Here is a 14833-nt window from a genome sequence, read left to right as displayed (position 1 = left end):
CGGCTTGGCAAGAGAAGCGGCGGCGGCCTACTCCAGCGTGAGCTTCTGCTTGACCACGACCTGCTTGTAGACCTCGAACTCGGCCTTGATCTGGGCCGCGAACTGCTCGGGCGTGTTGGCCACGATGATCGAGTCGGTGTCCTCGATGCGCTTGCGCACCGCCGGGTCGGCCAGCGCCTTGCGCGTGCCTTCGCTGATCTTGTCGACCACTTCCTTCGGCAGGCCCTTGGGGCCCAGGATGCCGTAGTAGGCCATGCGGTTGACCGGTTCCAGGCCGACTTCCTTGAAGGTCGGCACGTTGGGCAACGCAGCCACGCGGTTGGGCGCGCTCACCACGATCGGGACCAGCCGGCCGGCCTTGATGAAGGGCAGCGCCGAGGGCAGGTTGTCGAAGATGATCGGCACCTGGCCGGCCACCGTGTCGTTGAGCGCCGGGCCCGCGCCGCGGTACGGGATGTGGGTGACGAAGGTGTTGGTCAGGCTCTTGTAGAGCTCCATCAGCAGGTGGCCGATGCCGCCCGTGCCCGAGGACGAGTACGAGTACTTGCCCGGGTTCTTCTTCAGTTCGGCCACGAACTCGGCGTAGTTCTTCGCCGGGAAGTTCGGGTTGACCGCGATGATGTTCGGCGTCGCCGCGATGTTGATGATCGGCGTGAAGTCGTTGATCGGGTCGTAGGGCGTCTTCGGGTTGATCGCCGGGTTGGCCGCGGTGCTCGACACGGTGGCGATGCCCAGCTTGTAGCCGTCGGGCGCCGCCCGCGCGGTTTCGGCCGCGCCGACCACGCCGCCGCCGCCGGCCTTGTTGATGACGATCACGCTCTGGCCCAGCGTCCGGCCCAGCGGGTCGGCGATCACGCGCGCCACGATGTCGGTGGTGCCGCCCGGTGCGAAGGGCACCTGCAGCTCGATGGCCCTGTTCGGATAACCCTGTGCCAGCACCGGCCCGGCGATGGCGACCATTGCCGCTGCACCTGCGAGAGCGCCCCATTGACGACGTTGCATCAGCAAACTCCTTGTGAGTGAAAGTCGTGGAAACGAAAACGGCCATGCTAGCGGCTCGGCGCCGATCCCGATGCCCAGGATTACCCACGGAGCGCACGGTTTATCCTCGACCGGTGAACTACGCGCAGCTCCTCTTCCCCGACTTCTCCCTGATCGCCTGCGGCTGGCTGCTGTGCCGCTACACCGCCCTCGACCGCCGCGTGTGGGACCAGGTCGAGAGCCTGGTCTACTACTTCCTGTTCCCGGTGCTGCTGTTCCATTCGATCGTGCGCAGCCCGATCGATTTCGGCGAGACCTCGCACCTGCTGGCCGCCGGCCTGGGCGTCTGCGCGAGCGGCGTCGCGCTGGCCTATGTGCTGCCCCACCTGCCCGGCATCGGCCCGCACATCGACCGGCGCGAACACGCGGGCAGCGTGCAGGTCGCGTTCCGCTTCAACTCCTTCATCTGCCTGGCGCTGGCCGACCGGCTCGGCGGCGCGCAGGGCCTGCTGATGATCGCGGTGCTGATCGGCGTGGGCGTGCCGCTGATGAACGTGGCGGCGGTCTGGCCGATGGCACGCCATGCGCAGACCGGCTTTCTGCGCCAGCTGCTGCGCAACCCGCTGATCGTCGCGACGGCCACCGGCCTGGTCGTCAACCTGCTCGGGCTCGGCGTGCCGACCTGGATGGAGCCCACGCTGACCCGCATCGGCGCCGCCTCGCTGGCGCTGGGCCTGATGGCGGCCGGCGCCGGCATGCAGTTCGCGACGCTGGCGCGCGGCAAGGTGCTGGCGGTGTCGCTGCTGTCGATCCGCCACCTGCTGCTGCCGCTGATCGGCTGGGGCCTGGCGATCGCGTTGCGGCTGGACCCGGTGCAGGCCAGCGTGCTCCTGACCTTCTCCGCCGTGCCCACGGCCTCGAGCGCCTACGTGCTGGCGGCACGCATGGGCTACAACGGGCCCTACGTGGCCGGGCTGGTCACGCTGTCCACGCTGCTGGGCGTGGCGAGCCTGCCCTTCGCGCTCGCGCTGCCGCGCTGACAGCCGCGGGCCCGCGGCGCCATCCCCCGTTCGGGGGACTGTTCAACTGAATACCAAAGAATTAGCATTCCTGGCCTGATCGACCACGGCAAAGGAGCTTCTCCATGGGCTTCGGACTCGACCTCTTCGACAACGCACAGCTGCGGCTGGCGAGCGGGCTGCTGCTGTTGCTGGCCCTCGGCGGCTGGGGCTGGCGCTGGATCGCCACGCAGCGTTCGGCGCGCAGGCGCATCGCGGCCGCCCGCGTGCGCGCCGGCCACCTGCCCAACGAGATCCCCACGATGCGCGGCGGCCTCGGCGGCACGCAGAACGGCGCCGCGCCCGACACCCTGCCCGAGTGGTTCATCCAGACCAAGGGCGGCCATGCGGTGGTCGACGAGCGGCCGCGCGTCCACCTGCGCTACCGCGACCCGCAGGGCCACAAGGCCGAATGCACGCTGCAGATCGAGCAGGTCGACCTGCGCCGGCGCTTCATCGTGGGCCACGGCGACCTGCCGGGCCAGACCCGCGTGGTGCCGCTGCATGCGATCCAGAGCGCGCGCATGGCGGCCACCGGCCAGCGCTTCAACGTCGACTTCTGGTTCGATGCGGTGAAGGTGGCGCGCCGGCGGCGCGGCGACAGCTAAACCGCATTCACGCCGCCGCGCCATCCCAGCGCCGGCGCGACGCGCAGCGACAGGTCGCTCAGGATCTGCGCGTACTCCTCGCCGCTGAAGTTGTAGGGCAGCTCCACGCGCAGCTCGTCCACCAGCGGCAGCACCGGGTCGCGGTGCAGGCGCTCCAGGATCTCGTCCGACGTGCCCACCAGGTCGGCCGCGAACAGCGTGCGCCGCTCGCCCTGCGGTGCCAGCGTGCGCTCGACACGCCCGGCCGCGAAGGCGCGGTAGCGTCGGCGGGTGGCGGCATCGGCGCCGTCCAGCGGCACGATCACGCGGCCCAGCGCCACCCTGCCCTGGCGCGCGCCGGTCTCGCTGGCGCGGTAGCGCGCGACCAGGCCGCCTTGCGCGGTGAGGAAATCGTCGGTGGTCTCGCCCGTCAGCACGTTGCCCTGCAGCAGGTTGAAGCCGTTGCGCCCCGCCCATTCGGCCGAGCGCAGCGAGCCACCGCCGTACCAGAGCCGGTCGATCAGCCCCGGCGCATGCGGCTGCACCTGCGGCCGCACGCGCCCGCCGGCCGACTCGACGAAGGTCTGGGCGTCGCCGAGCAGCGTGTCTTCGAGGTTGGCCTTGAAGCGGCCCACGCGCTTGTGGCTGAAGTCCACCGTGTTCGGCGGCGCATCGTAGAAACGCTGGCCCAGCAGCGCGCCGTGCGGCGGCGCGCCTGCGCTCAATCCCACCTGCAGCCGCCCGCGCGACAGGATGTCGACCGTGGCCATGTCCTCGGCCAGGCGGAAAGGGTTCTCGTAGCCCATCTGGATCACGGCCACGCCCAGCTCGATGCGGCGCGTGCGCTGGGTGGCGGCGGCCAGGAAGGTCGCGGCCGAGGACACGCCGCGCTCCAGGTGCCGCTGCCGCACCCAGGCGCCGTCGAAGCCCAGCCGCTCGCCGAGCTCGAACAGGCCCAGTGCGGTCTCCAGGCCCGCCAGCGGGTCGGCCTCGGCGTAGTTGCCGGGCGTGAGGAAGGCCAGGTGCCGGATGCTCACGGCGCGAATTTCGGCAGGCCGGGCGGGTTGGTCTCCGACTTCGGCAGCGCCTCTTCCGCGAGGCTCCAGCGCGCCAGCGTCTTCGCATAGCTTCCGTTGCGGATCAGCTGGTTGGTGGCCGCGGTCAGCGCCACGGCCAGGCCGCTGCCCTTGCGCGTGGCGATCGCCACGTCGGACTTCAGCGGCCAGCCCGCGTTGACCGTGCCGACCAGCCGGATCTGGCCGTTCTTCGCGGCCTCGTAGGCCTGCGGCGCGTTGGGGTTGAAGTTGGCCTCCACCCGCTGGGTGACCACCGCCAGCGTGCGCGTCACATCGTCGTCGTAGTACTGGATCGTGGCGGGCTTGAGGCCGGCCGCGGCGTTCTGCCGGTTCCACTCGAGCAGGATGCGCTCCTGGTTGGTGCCCGCGCCGGTCGTGAGCTTCAGGCCCGCGATGTCCTTCGGTTCCTTGATGCTCTGGATGGCGCTGTCGGCCTTGACGTAGAAGCCGTGCAGACCCAGCCTGTAGGTCGAGAAGTCGAACTTCTCCTTGCGCTGCTCGGTCACGCCCACGTTGGAGATCACCGCGTCGTACTTGCCCGAGCTCAGGCCCAGCGGCCAGTCGGCCCAGGCGATGGGCTGCAGCTCGAGCTTCAGGCCCAGGGTGTCGGCCACGAGCAGCGCGAAGTCGGCGTCGAAGCCCACCACGGTCCGGGCGTCGGTGGCGTAGGTCGAGATCGGCGGCGCGAAGGGCGCGATCGCGACGGTCAGCACGCCCTCCTTCACGAACTTGAAGTTCGGCGGAATGGCCTTCACGGCTTCGGCATCCTTGGACGCGCGCGGTCGGCCCGGCTGCTCGGGGCTGAAGTCGAACTTGTCGGCGGCATGGGCCGCGCCGGTGATCAGCGTGAGGGCGACGACGCTGCGGGCGATCCACGCCGCGGGTGGGTTCCTGGTGAATGGCATGGTCTTCAGTTCTTCGGCAGGCCGGGTGGGTTGGTGCGCGAGCTCTGGATGGCTTCGGATTCCAGGCTCCAGCGCGACAGGGTCCTGGCGTAGTTGCCGTTCCTGATCTGCGTGTTCAGCGCCAGCGTCACCGCCTCGGCGATGCCCGAGCCCTTGCGCGAGGTGACGGCGATCTCGGCGTTCAGCGGCCAGCCGCCGGAGAACACGCCGGCCAGCCGGGTCTTGCCGTCGCGCGCCTCGTAGGCCGCGATGGCGTTTGGCCCCACGTAGATGTCGGCGCGGCCCGACTGGATCGCCAGGCGCTGCACCACGTCGTCGTCGTAGTACTGGAGCTCGATCGGCTTGAGCCCGGCCGCCACGTTCTGCTTGTTCCAGCGCAGGATGATCTGCTCCTGGTTGGTGCTGGCCTGCACGATGGTGCGCAGGCCGGCGATGTCCTTGGGTTCCTTGATCGCGCCCAGCTTGCTGTCGGACTTCACGTAGATGCCGATCTGGTCGTTGCGGTAGGTCGAGAAGTCGAACTTCTCCTTGCGCTCCTCGGTCACGGTCACGTTGGACACCACCAGGTCGAACTTGCCCGACTGCAGGCCCAGCGGCCAGTCGCCCCAGGTGGTGGACACCAGCTCCAGCCTGCGCCCCAGGCTGTCGGCCACCAGTTGCGCGATGTCGGGCGCGTTGCCCACGGGCGTCTTGGTGTCGGTGGCATAGGCCGCGAAAGGCAGGCGGCCGGTGGTGGTGCCGACGACGAGCACGCCTTCCTTCTGGAACTTGAAGTCCCTGGCCAGCGCCACCGCCTCCTCGTTCTTCTGCGCGCGCGGGCGGCCCGCCTGCTCGGGGCTCAGGTCGGGTGCGGTCTGGGCGGCGGCCAGCGGCAGCAGCAGCGCCGCCAGCAGAACGGACAGGATGTTTCGTCGAGGGGTCATGGGTGCGATGCAGTGAAGAAGGAAAGGAAAAGGATCAGAGGACCTTGGCCAGGAACTCGGCCGTGCGCGGATGCTTCGGCGCGTTGAACACCTGCTCGGGCGTGCCGGTCTCGAGGATGCGGCCGCGTTCCATGAAGACGATGGTGTCGGCCACCTCGCGCGCAAAGCCGATCTCGTGCGTGACGATCAGCAGCGTGGTGCCCGAGCGCGCCAGCTCCTTGATCACCGCCAGCACCTCGCCGACCAGCTCGGGGTCGAGCGCCGAGGTGGGCTCGTCGAACAGCAGCACCTTGGGCCTGAGCGCCAGTGCGCGCGCGATGGCCACGCGCTGCTGCTGGCCGCCCGAGAGCTGGCGCGGGTAGGCATGCGTCTTGTCGGCCAGGCCCACGCGCAGCAGCAGCTCGGAGGCCAGCGCCTCGGCGTCGCTACGCGACAGGCCACGCACCGAGACCGGCGCCTCGACGATGTTCTCCAGCACCGTGAGGTGCGGGAACAGGTTGAAGTTCTGGAACACCATGCCCACGTCGACCCGGCGCTTCAAGATCTCCTTCTCGTGCAGCTCGTAGAGGGTGTCGGCATCGCGGCGGTAGCCGATCAGTTCGCCGTCGATGGCGATGAAGCCGTCGTCCACGCGCTCCAGGTGGTTGATGGCGCGCAGCAGCGTCGACTTGCCCGAGCCCGACTGGCCGAGGATCACCGTGACGCTGCCCTGCCCCACCGTGAGCGTCACCTCGTCGAGCACCTTGAGCGCGCCGAAGCGCTTCGACACGCCGTGGATCGTGACCTCGCCGCCCTGCGTGAGCGGATCGGTCCAGCGCGGCAGCTGCGCGGGTGCCGCGGCGGGCGGCGCCGCGGGCTCGCTCGCCGCCGCCTTCGAAGGCCACAGTCCGCGCAGCACACCGCCGAGCCACGAGCGCGGCGGGTTGCGCAAGGCACCGCGCGAGAAATGCCGCTCCACGTAGTGCTGCACCACCGACAGTGCCGTGAGGATCACCAGGTACCAGACGGTCGCCACCATCAGCAGCGGAATCACTTCCAGGTTGCGCCGGTAGATGATCTGGATCGTGTAGAACAGCTCGGGCAGCGCCAGGATGTAGAGGTTGGACGTGCCCTTGGCCAGCCCGATGATGTCGTTGAAGGCCGTGGGCAGGATGGTACGCATGGCCTGCGGCAGCACGATGCGGAACGACTGCCGGCTGCGCGACAGGCCCAGCGCCGCTGCGGCCTCGAGCTGGCCCTGCTCCACCGACAGGATGCCGCCGCGCACGATCTCCGAGGCGAAGGCCGCCTGGTTCAGCGTCAGGCCCAGCAGCGCCGCCACGAAGGGGCTGATCAGCTGGGTGGTCGGGTAGGAGAAGAAAGTGACATCGGTGCCGGGGATGCCCAGCGTCACCGTCTCGTAGAGGTAGCCGAGGTTGTTGATGATCAGCAGCAGCACGATCACCGGGATCGAGCGGAAGATCCAGGTGAACACCCACGACAGCTTCGACAGCAGCGGCGAGCGCGACACGCGCGCCAGCGCCAGCCCGGTGCCGAAGAAGAAGCCGAGCACCGCGCCCAGCGCCGTCAGCAGCAGCGTGCGGCCCAGGCCCTCGAGCACCGGCTCGGCGAAGAACCATTGCGCGAACACGCCCCAGCCCCAGCGCGGGTTGGTCAGGGTCGAATACAGCACCACCGCGATGACCGCCGCCGCGAACACCGTGCCCACGGTGCGCGCCGGGTAGCGGGCCGGCACGATGCGGAAGTGCGAGTAGTCGCCTTTTTCCGGCGCGGCGGGTGCGGCACGTGGCGCTGGCGGCACGCGCGCCGGTGCGGCCTCGCCGTCGAGGACGGTGGTGTTCATCGCTGCACCGCCTCGGCCTGCTGCGGCGCGATCCGGGCCGGCGGGCGCGCCACCTGCAGCTGTTTCTCGAAGGGCAGCTTGCGCGGCGTCTCCGGGTCCTCGGGCGGATCGAACAGCGCGGTGTAGCCGTGGCCCAGGTACAGGCCCACCGCCTCCGGCTGGCGAAAGCCGGTGGTCAGGTAGATGCGCTCGTAACCCTGGCGCCGCACCTGCGCCTCCAGTTCGAGCAGCACCTTGCTCGCCAGGCCCTGGCGCCGCAGCGCGCTGTGGGTCCACATGCGCTTGAGCTCGGCCGTGCGTTCGTCGTGGCGCATGAACGCGCCGCCGCCCACCGCCACGCCATCGCGCAGCAACAGCACGAAGTTGCCATGGGGCGGCGCGAACAGATGCGCCGGGTAGCGCTCCATCTCGCGCGGCTCGCCGGGCTCGCGCAGCACGTCGCCGTAGCGGCTGTCGTACTCGAAGGCCAGCTCGTCGAGCAGCGGCTGCGCGCGCGGATCGAGCGGCGTGGTGTAGACGAAGGCTTCGCGCATCAGGCGGCCCTCCGTGCCGCGGCCGTGTCGCCGGCGGCCACATGGCGGCTCGCCTTGCGCGGCAGGCCCAGGTGGTCGCGCAGCGTCCGCCCCGGCAGCGTGCGGCTGTAGCGCCCGCGCGCCTCCAGCACCGGCAGCACGAATTCGATGAAGTCGTCCAGGCCCTGGCCCAGCACCGGGAAGCCGAGGATGAAGCCGTCGGCCGCGCCCTCGTCCACCCAGCGGATGATCTCGTCGGCGATGCGTTCGCCCGTGCCGACGAAGGCGGTGCGCGGCGTCGCCACTTCGAGCGCCACTTCGCGCAGCGTCAGGCCCTTGGCCTTGGCGTTGGCCTTGATGCGGTCGGTGGTCGAGCGGAAGCTGTTGCGGCCGATCTCGCCCAGTTCGGGGAAGGCATCGTCCAGTGCGTACTGGCCGAAGTCGTGGTGGTCGAAGAAGCGGCCCAGGTAGGCCAGCGCTTCCTCGATGGTCAGCAGTTCGCGGATCAGCCGGTACTTGGCCTCAGCCTCTTCCTCGGTGGCCGCGACCACCGGGCCGATGCCGGGGAAGATCTTCACGTCGTCGGCCCGGCGGCCCTGTGCCACCGCGCTGGCCTTGACCTGGCGCAGGAAGCCGCGCGTCTCGTCGAGCGAGGGCGAATGGGTGAACACCGCGTCGGCGTACTTGCCGGCCAGGCCGATGCCCGCGTCGGACGAACCGGCCTGGAAGATCACCGGCTGGCCCTGCGGCGAGCGCTGGATGTTGAGCGGCCCCGCCACCTCGAAGAAGCGGCCCTTGTGGTCGAGCGGGTGCAGCTTGTCGCGGTCGAAGAAGCGGCCGCTCGCGCGGTCGCGCACGAAGGCGTCGTCGTCCCAGCTGTCCCACAGGCCCTGGGTCACGGCCAGGTACTCGTCGGCGATCTCGTAGCGCAGCGCATGCGCGGGGTGCGCGCGGCTGTAGTTCTTCGCGCTGCCTTCCAGCGGCGTGGTCACCACGTTCCAGCCCGCGCGGCCGCCGCTGATCAGGTCCAGCGAGGCGAACTGGCGCGCCACCGTGAACGGGTCGCTGTACGAACTCGACACCGTGCCCGCCAGCCCGATCTTCGAGGTCGCCACGGCCAGCGCCGAGAGGATCGAGATCGGCTCGAAGCGGTTGAGGAAGTGCGGGATCGACTGCTCGTTGATGTAGAGCCCGTCGGCCACGAAGGCGAAGGCGATGCCGGCCGCCTCGGCCTTGCGCGCCGTGCCGATGAAGAAGTCGAGGTTGACGCTGGCGTCGGCCGGCCCGCCCGGGTGCTTCCATGAATTCATGTGGCTGCCCGCGCCTTGCAGCATGACGCCGAAGGGGATGTTGCGCATGCGATGCTTCCTTTGTCTCGTTGGGGGAAGGAGTGCGGTTCAGGCCGGCACGCGTTCGCGCGCCGCGGCCAGCAGTTCGATCGCGGCATGGCGCGCCGCGAAGTCCGCGACCGGGATGTCGATGACGAACTCCTCGATGCCATGCTGTTCGCTCAACGCATCGAGCGCGTCGCGCACCTCCTCGCCCGTGCCGGCGATGACGTGCGGGCGCCGCTCTTCGGTGCGGTAGTCGCTCACGCCGGCCTGGCGCGCGAATTCGGCGGCGGCTTCGAGGCTGGGCAGATTGACCGTCTGGCCGGTCGACAGGTGCACCCGGAAGCTGCGCAGCGCGCCCACCCGTTCGGCGGCTTCTGCGCGCGTCGGCGCGGCGAAGGCGAAAAGCGCGAGCCACGGCGCGCGGCCGGTCTCGGCGCGGTAGGCCGCGATCGATTCCGCGAGGTTCACCGGGTCGCCGTTGAAGTGGCCCGCATAGACGAACTGCCAGCCCTGGCGCGCGGCCAGCACCGCACTGTCGGGGCTGCCGCCCAGCAGCACGCGTTGCGGCGGCTGCGGGGGCTCGGGCCGGGCGAGCGCGCCGGCCAGCGCGTGGTCGGGCGCGACACCGTCGTGCAGGAAGGCATCGAGCTCGGCCAGGCGAAGCGCGAAGTCTTCCTTCTTCCTGAGCGGATCGTGCAGCCATTGCAGCGCCTTGCTGGTCAAGGGCAGGCCGCCCGGCGCCTTGCCGATGCCCAGGTCCACCCGGCCCGGCGCCAGCGAGGCCAGCACGCGGAAGGTCTCGGCCACCTTGAAGGGGCTGTAGTGCTGCAGCATCACGCCGCCGGTGCCGACGCGGATGCGCGAGGTCCTGGCCAGCACATGCGCGGCCAGCACCTCGGGCGCCGAGCCCGCATAGCTGCTGTTGCCGTGGTGCTCGGCCAGCCAGTAGCGCCGGTAGCCCAGCCGCTCCGCGCTTTGCGCCAGCGCCACGGTGTGCTGGAAGGCCTGGGCGGCGTCGGCGCCTTCAGGGATCAGGCTCTTGTCGAGCAGGGACAGCGAATAGGACACGGTGTGCGGCGAAAGACGCCCCGGAGAGAATTGCTGCGAATTCTCTGGGGCCTTGCGCGCACCGCTTGCGCTGAATTCCTCTATCGATAGTTGAGGAATGCAGGGTCGAGCCCTGCAAGGGACCCGATCAGAAGCGGGCCTTGAGGAAGGCGCTCGGCCCCTGCAGCTTCACGCGCAACCGCGTGTCGATGGTGTCGTCGCGCCTGAGGTCGATGTCGGTCACGCCGTACGACAGCACCAGGCCCACGTTCTTGATCGGGAACCATTCGACGCCCACGGCCGCGTTGTAGATGCTGCCGTGCACCTTGCCGCCGTTCTTCCAGACGCCCGAGGCATCGGCGAACAGGCGGAAGTCGGGCGTGAGCGCATGCCGCACGCCGACTTCCAGCAGCGGCGCGATCGCGTCCTCGCTCTGGCTGGTGCTGAAGGCCGCGCTGGTGCCGTTGACCGTGGCGTTGGCGCGCGCGTCGAGCCCGACCCGGTAGTACGCGGCACCGGCACCCAGGCCGACCACCGTGTTGCCCGAACCGATCCACCACTTGTAGGCCAGCTTGGCGAACTCGATCTTGGTGTCGAGCGTGGCATCGGCCGAGGCCGCGACCTGGTTCGGCCCCACCGTGAAGTTGCCGCCGACGCTCTGCGAATAGCTGCGCGAATAGCGGTAGTAGTCGAAGGACAGGCCCTGGCTGTCGAACAGCAGCAGGTCGGCCGAGATCCGCGGCATGGTCACGGCATCGCGCTTGACGTCGCCGGAATCGAGCCGGCCATAGGGCGTGTCGAAGCGCGCGCCGAAAGTCGGCTCGGCATGAAAGGCGCCCACCGACAGGCTGAAGCGGTCGAGCGCGGGCGAGACCTGCGCGGCGGCCGGTGTGGCGGCGAGCCAGGCGGTGCCGAGCAACATGGCCAGCGTACAGAGACGACCGATGGGCATCGAGGATGGCGGGGACGACAGGGACAGGGGCATGACGGCGTGAGCTTTCTCTGGAGGTCGTCAGGGTCTGCGGCATTCGCATCCCTGTGCATGGTGGAGGTATTCCCTGGGGAGATGACGATCCTCGGGCCGCCAGGCTGTCGACCGCATGCGCGCATGCCGATGCGGCGTGTAGGACTTTCACGACGATGAAGCGGGACCCGCGCGCACGCTGCCCCTACGAAGCGCATGCATACCGCGTGCCGCATGCGGAGGGTCGGGGATAATCACGCCGCTTCCGCAGATCACAGGTCAGCCACGCTTCCCAAGCCAGCCTGTCGCAGCGACCGCCCGCGCTTGCCGCGCCCGTTCCTGAACAACGACCATGACCGCTTCGACCCTGTCCCGCGTCCACCTCGCCTCGCGCATCGCCGCGGGCATGCTGGGCGGCTACGCCTTCACCTGGGGCTTCATCGCCCTGCTGATCGGCCTGCTGTTCGCCGCGAAGATGGAATTCCATGACGCCGAAGCGCTGGGCTACATCCTCGGCTTCATCGTCTTCCTGGGGGTCTTCCTCTGGGCCTTCAGCGCGCGCAGCCTGGCCCGCGTGTGGTTGGTGCTGGCCGGCGGCGGTGCCCTCATGAGCGGCGCGGCCTGGCTCGTGCAACGCGCGCTGGTCTGAGGAAAGGCCCCACCATGTTCCAGAATTTCCGCCTCACCATGGCCTGGCTGCACACCTGGTTCGGCCTGGTGCTGGGCTTCGTGCTGATGGTCGTGTTCTTCTTCGGCTCGCTGTCGGTGTTCGACCGCGAGATCGACCGCTGGGCGATTCCCGAATCGCGCTTCGCGCCGCAGCCCATGCCCTCCTTCGACAAGGTGCTGCTGCGGGTGTTCCAGGACATGAAGGCCAGCCCCGAGAGCATCGCGCAGGCCCGCAGCCGCGTGAACGGCCCGATGGCCGAGAGCTTCCCGGTGGTCAAGAGCTGGGGCGCCTACACCACCCACCGCGACCCGGTGCTGGGCCTGTTCTCCAGCTACGAGCTGCCCAACGCCAAGGACCCGGAAGACGGCGTGTTCGGCAACCGCACCATCGACCCGCGCAGCGGCAAGTCGCTGCCCGATGACCACCTCAAGATCGGCAGCCAGTTCTTCTACCCGCTGCACTACAGCCTGCACCTCGAGTGGAAGAACCTGGGCTACTGGATCGTCGGCTTCGCGGCGCTGATCATGCTGGTGGCGCTGGTCAGCGGCGTGGTGATGCACCGCAAGATCTTCCGCGAGCTCTTCACCTTCAGGCCGAAGAAGCACACGCAGCGCAGCGCGCTCGACCTGCACAACCTCACGGGCGTGGTGGCCCTGCCCTTCCATTTCATCTTCGCCTTCTCGGGCCTGGTGATCTTCGGCGGCATCTACTTCCCCGTGACCCACACGCAACTCGAGCCACTGCACGAGCTGCACGAAAAGCACGAGGCGCTGGAGACCGGCCTGCCGCACGACCGCGCGGGCGTGGCCGGGCCGCTGGCCTCGGTCGATGCGATGGTGGCCGAGGCCCAGCGCCGATGGGCCGCCAAGGACATGGCGGGCGAGGTGGGCTTCCTGAGCGTGCAGCACGTGGGCGATGCCAACAGCTACGTGAGCGTGTACCGCGCCGGCACCGACCGCATCGCGCTCACCGGCGAGGGCATGCACTTCAAGGCCGCGACCGGCGAGCTGCTGCGCGAAGACCCGCCGCTCACGCCCGTGGCCAGCATCAACACCTTCCTGACCGGCCTGCACCTGCAGCACTTCCGCCACTGGCTGCTGCGCTGGCTCTATGTGCTGGGCGGCCTCGCGGGCTGCGCCTGCATCGCGACCGGCTTCATCTTCTTCGTCGAGAAGCGCAAGCGCCAGCATGCCAGGCAGGGCAAGGGGGGCGCGCGCTGGGTCGACGGCTTCGCCGTGACCACGGTCACCGGCATGCTGGTCGCCGCGCTCGCCATGCTGATCGGCAACCGCCTGCTGCCCGACGTGATGCCCGCGGGCTGGCCCGGCAAGGGCGATGCCGAGAAGTACATCTTCTGGGGCGCCTGGGTTCTGGCCGGCCTGCACGGCCTGTGGCGCACCGCGCCCGTGGCCGAGGCGCGCATGGCACCGGCCTGGGCCGAGCAGTGCTGGGCCATCGCGGCCTTGGCCGTCACGGCCGTGCTGCTCAACTGGATCACCACCGGCGACCACCTGCTGCGCACGCTCGGCGAACGCTACTGGCCCGTGGCCGGGGTCGACCTGTTCATGCTGGCCAGCGCCGCCATCGCGATCGGCGTGGCACGCAAGCTCGGCCGGCGCACCGGCGCGCCGGTGGCCGCGAGCACCGCGCTGGCGGGGGAGCGTGCCCGTGCCTGATGCCGTCCTGCTCTTGCTGGCCGTGGCCGCCAACCTCGCGGGCCTGGGCTGGCTGGCCCTGGCGATGGACGTTCACTGGGAACAGGTCTTCGGGCCGCGGCCGGCATCGCCCGGTGCGGTGAAGCGGCTGCGCGTGCTCGGCGTGGCGGGCCTGGCCGTGTCGCTGGCGCTGTGCCTGCGCGTCGACCACGCGTCGATGGCCTTCCTGGTCTGGTTCATGACCTTGGCCGGCTCCGCGCTGGCCATCGCCTTCACGCTGAGCTGGCGGGCGCGCTGGCTGGGCCTGCTGGCCGGCCGCCTGACGTCCTAGATCTGCACCGTGAGGTAGACGCCCTCGCGCCCCACCACCGGGTCGCGCGTGGGCATGAAGATCGTGCAGTCGTCGCAGGGCGAGCGGATCTCCTGGCCCGCATCCACCGCGATCAGTTCGCCCTTGGCGAAGGTCTCGAAGCCGATCACCGGCCGCACGAAGGCGAAGCCTGGGGTCTTCACCATGTGCACCGCGAGCAGGCGGAAGCGCCGCGCGGGCGCGCCGGCCGAAGCCGCGGGCAACGCGTCGATGAGTCCGTGGTGCGCGAGGAAGCGCAGCGTCACGTCCGTCGCGAGATCGGCCGCCGACTGGCTGAAATGCTGGCCGCACTCCACCACCACGGCACCGAGGCTGTCGCCCGCCGGATCGCCATGGCGCGCATAGGACATCACGCCCGTGCCCGGCGCAGCGCCCGGCGGCATGACCAGGTGCACCAGCGGATTGCCCACGGCCAGCGTGAGCGCGGCATTGCGCGCGAACTCCGGGTAGACCCAGAAGGGCTGCACCGGCGCGCGCGTGGAGTGGATGTCGAGAATGCTGTCGGCAGCGGCCAGCACCGGGCGCAGTTCGCGCGCGCGGCGCAGCTCGGGGCTCTGCTCGGCGCCGTCGAGCATCTCGGGCGACCAGATGCGGTTGAGGTTGTGCACCAGCTGGCGGTTCTCGTAGGGCCGCTCGAGGTCGAAGGCCTCGTAGGCCTCCACGTTCGCGAAGCTCACCGTGAGGGTGCCGACCCGGGGGCGCACGCCGGTGTCCAGCAGGTGGGTGGCGGCCACCATGCCGCAGATCTCGTTGCCGTGGGTCAGCGCGTTGACCAGCACGTGCGGGCCGGCCCGGCCCGATGCGAAGCGGTGCACATAGTCGATGCCGGTGTTGCCCTGCCGGTAGGCCGACAGGTCGCGCGGCAGCACCTCCAGCGGCGAGCTGTCGGGAACGAAGGTCGTCATGGC

The 14833-nt window shown here is 69.8% G+C and carries 15 protein-coding genes; 5 read left to right on the top strand and 10 right to left on the bottom strand.

Annotated features, from left to right (window positions below; translation table 11 throughout):
• Positions 1-27 precede the first annotated feature (27 nt).
• Positions 28-1002, bottom strand: coding sequence for a tripartite tricarboxylate transporter substrate binding protein BugE (locus A9977_RS17960; RefSeq protein ID WP_183026237.1), 975 nt, complete (start codon positions 1000-1002; stop codon positions 28-30).
• 113 nt (positions 1003-1115) lie between these two features.
• Between A9977_RS17960 and A9977_RS17955 the strand changes: the two genes are divergently transcribed.
• Entirely contained in the window at positions 1116-2021 is a 906-nt protein-coding gene (locus A9977_RS17955; protein ID WP_310936161.1) for an AEC family transporter, read from the top strand.
• A 104-nt stretch (positions 2022-2125) separates the two neighbouring features.
• Positions 2126-2647 carry a hypothetical protein gene (locus tag A9977_RS17950; protein WP_183026236.1) on the top strand — a complete coding sequence of 174 codons (522 nt, stop codon included), beginning with the start codon at positions 2126-2128 and terminating at the stop codon, positions 2645-2647.
• Here the strand turns inward: A9977_RS17950 and A9977_RS17945 are convergent.
• The 8 genes from A9977_RS17945 to A9977_RS17910 form a co-directional block, all read right to left on the bottom strand.
• Positions 2644-3672, bottom strand: coding sequence for an LLM class flavin-dependent oxidoreductase (locus A9977_RS17945; RefSeq protein WP_183026498.1), 1029 nt, complete (start codon positions 3670-3672; stop codon positions 2644-2646). The genes A9977_RS17950 and A9977_RS17945 overlap by 4 nt on opposite strands.
• Positions 3660-4607 carry an ABC transporter substrate-binding protein gene (locus tag A9977_RS17940; protein ID WP_183026235.1) on the bottom strand — a complete coding sequence of 316 codons (948 nt, stop codon included), beginning with the start codon at positions 4605-4607 and terminating at the stop codon, positions 3660-3662. The genes A9977_RS17945 and A9977_RS17940 overlap by 13 nt, the downstream gene beginning before the upstream one ends.
• A 5-nt stretch (positions 4608-4612) precedes the next feature.
• Entirely contained in the window at positions 4613-5530 is a 918-nt protein-coding gene (locus tag A9977_RS17935) for an ABC transporter substrate-binding protein (protein WP_183026234.1), read from the bottom strand.
• 34 nt (positions 5531-5564) lie between these two features.
• Positions 5565-7373: an amino acid ABC transporter permease/ATP-binding protein gene (locus A9977_RS34635; protein WP_220811887.1), complete on the bottom strand. Its 1809-nt coding sequence runs from the start codon at positions 7371-7373 to the stop codon at positions 5565-5567.
• Entirely contained in the window at positions 7370-7906 is a 537-nt protein-coding gene (locus A9977_RS17925) for a GNAT family N-acetyltransferase (RefSeq protein ID WP_183026233.1), read from the bottom strand. Before A9977_RS17925 ends, A9977_RS34635 begins: the two co-directional genes overlap by 4 nt.
• Entirely contained in the window at positions 7906-9243 is a 1338-nt protein-coding gene (locus tag A9977_RS17920) for an LLM class flavin-dependent oxidoreductase (protein ID WP_183026232.1), read from the bottom strand. The genes A9977_RS17925 and A9977_RS17920 overlap by 1 nt, the downstream gene beginning before the upstream one ends.
• A 39-nt stretch (positions 9244-9282) precedes the next feature.
• Positions 9283-10287: an LLM class flavin-dependent oxidoreductase gene (locus A9977_RS17915; RefSeq protein ID WP_183026231.1), complete on the bottom strand. Its 1005-nt coding sequence runs from the start codon at positions 10285-10287 to the stop codon at positions 9283-9285.
• A gap of 127 nt (positions 10288-10414) precedes the next feature.
• Positions 10415-11188, bottom strand: coding sequence for a hypothetical protein (locus A9977_RS17910; RefSeq protein WP_183026230.1), 774 nt, complete (start codon positions 11186-11188; stop codon positions 10415-10417).
• Between the two features lie 394 nt (positions 11189-11582).
• Here A9977_RS17910 and A9977_RS17905 point away from each other — a divergent pair, with 394 nt between their 5' ends.
• From A9977_RS17905 to A9977_RS17895, 3 genes are read left to right on the top strand one after another with little or no spacing between them, the layout of a single operon-like run.
• Entirely contained in the window at positions 11583-11879 is a 297-nt protein-coding gene (locus A9977_RS17905) for an iron uptake protein (protein WP_183026229.1), read from the top strand.
• A 14-nt stretch (positions 11880-11893) separates the two neighbouring features.
• Positions 11894-13576 (top strand): PepSY domain-containing protein, encoded by a 1683-nt coding sequence (locus tag A9977_RS17900; protein ID WP_183026228.1) that lies wholly within the window; start codon positions 11894-11896, stop codon positions 13574-13576.
• A complete protein-coding gene (locus A9977_RS17895; RefSeq protein ID WP_183026227.1) occupies positions 13569-13886 on the top strand; it encodes a DUF3325 domain-containing protein in 318 nt (105 codons plus the stop codon). The genes A9977_RS17900 and A9977_RS17895 overlap by 8 nt, the downstream gene beginning before the upstream one ends.
• Here A9977_RS17895 and A9977_RS17890 read toward each other — a convergent pair.
• On the bottom strand, positions 13883-14830 hold the full coding sequence (locus A9977_RS17890) for a succinylglutamate desuccinylase/aspartoacylase family protein (protein ID WP_183026226.1): 948 nt from the start codon (positions 14828-14830) through the stop codon (positions 13883-13885). The genes A9977_RS17895 and A9977_RS17890 overlap by 4 nt on opposite strands.
• Positions 14831-14833 lie beyond the last annotated feature (3 nt).

The organism is Variovorax sp. UMC13, assembly GCF_014170375.1.
Taxonomy (GTDB): Bacteria; Pseudomonadota; Gammaproteobacteria; order Burkholderiales; family Burkholderiaceae_C; genus Variovorax.
This window is presented reverse-complemented; position numbering and strand designations above follow the sequence as displayed.

What these genes read in the sequence shown, in the direction of transcription:
- A9977_RS17905 (WP_183026229.1), top strand. Translation starts at nt 11,583, where the DNA reads ATGACCGCTTCGACCCTGTCCCGCGTCCACCTCGCCTCGCGCATCGCC.
- A9977_RS17950 (WP_183026236.1), top strand. Translation starts at nt 2,126, where the DNA reads ATGGGCTTCGGACTCGACCTCTTCGACAACGCACAGCTGCGGCTGGCG.
- A9977_RS17925 (WP_183026233.1), bottom strand. Translation starts at nt 7,906, where the DNA reads ATGCGCGAAGCCTTCGTCTACACCACGCCGCTCGATCCGCGCGCGCAG.
- A9977_RS17935 (WP_183026234.1), bottom strand. Translation starts at nt 5,530, where the DNA reads ATGACCCCTCGACGAAACATCCTGTCCGTTCTGCTGGCGGCGCTGCTG.
- A9977_RS17900 (WP_183026228.1), top strand. Translation starts at nt 11,894, where the DNA reads ATGTTCCAGAATTTCCGCCTCACCATGGCCTGGCTGCACACCTGGTTC.
- A9977_RS17920 (WP_183026232.1), bottom strand. Translation starts at nt 9,243, where the DNA reads ATGCGCAACATCCCCTTCGGCGTCATGCTGCAAGGCGCGGGCAGCCAC.
- A9977_RS17910 (WP_183026230.1), bottom strand. Translation starts at nt 11,188, where the DNA reads ATGTTGCTCGGCACCGCCTGGCTCGCCGCCACACCGGCCGCCGCGCAG.
- A9977_RS17940 (WP_183026235.1), bottom strand. Translation starts at nt 4,607, where the DNA reads ATGCCATTCACCAGGAACCCACCCGCGGCGTGGATCGCCCGCAGCGTC.
- A9977_RS17890 (WP_183026226.1), bottom strand. Translation starts at nt 14,830, where the DNA reads ATGACGACCTTCGTTCCCGACAGCTCGCCGCTGGAGGTGCTGCCGCGC.
- A9977_RS34635 (WP_220811887.1), bottom strand. Translation starts at nt 7,373, where the DNA reads ATGAACACCACCGTCCTCGACGGCGAGGCCGCACCGGCGCGCGTGCCG.
- A9977_RS17960 (WP_183026237.1), bottom strand. Translation starts at nt 1,002, where the DNA reads ATGCAACGTCGTCAATGGGGCGCTCTCGCAGGTGCAGCGGCAATGGTC.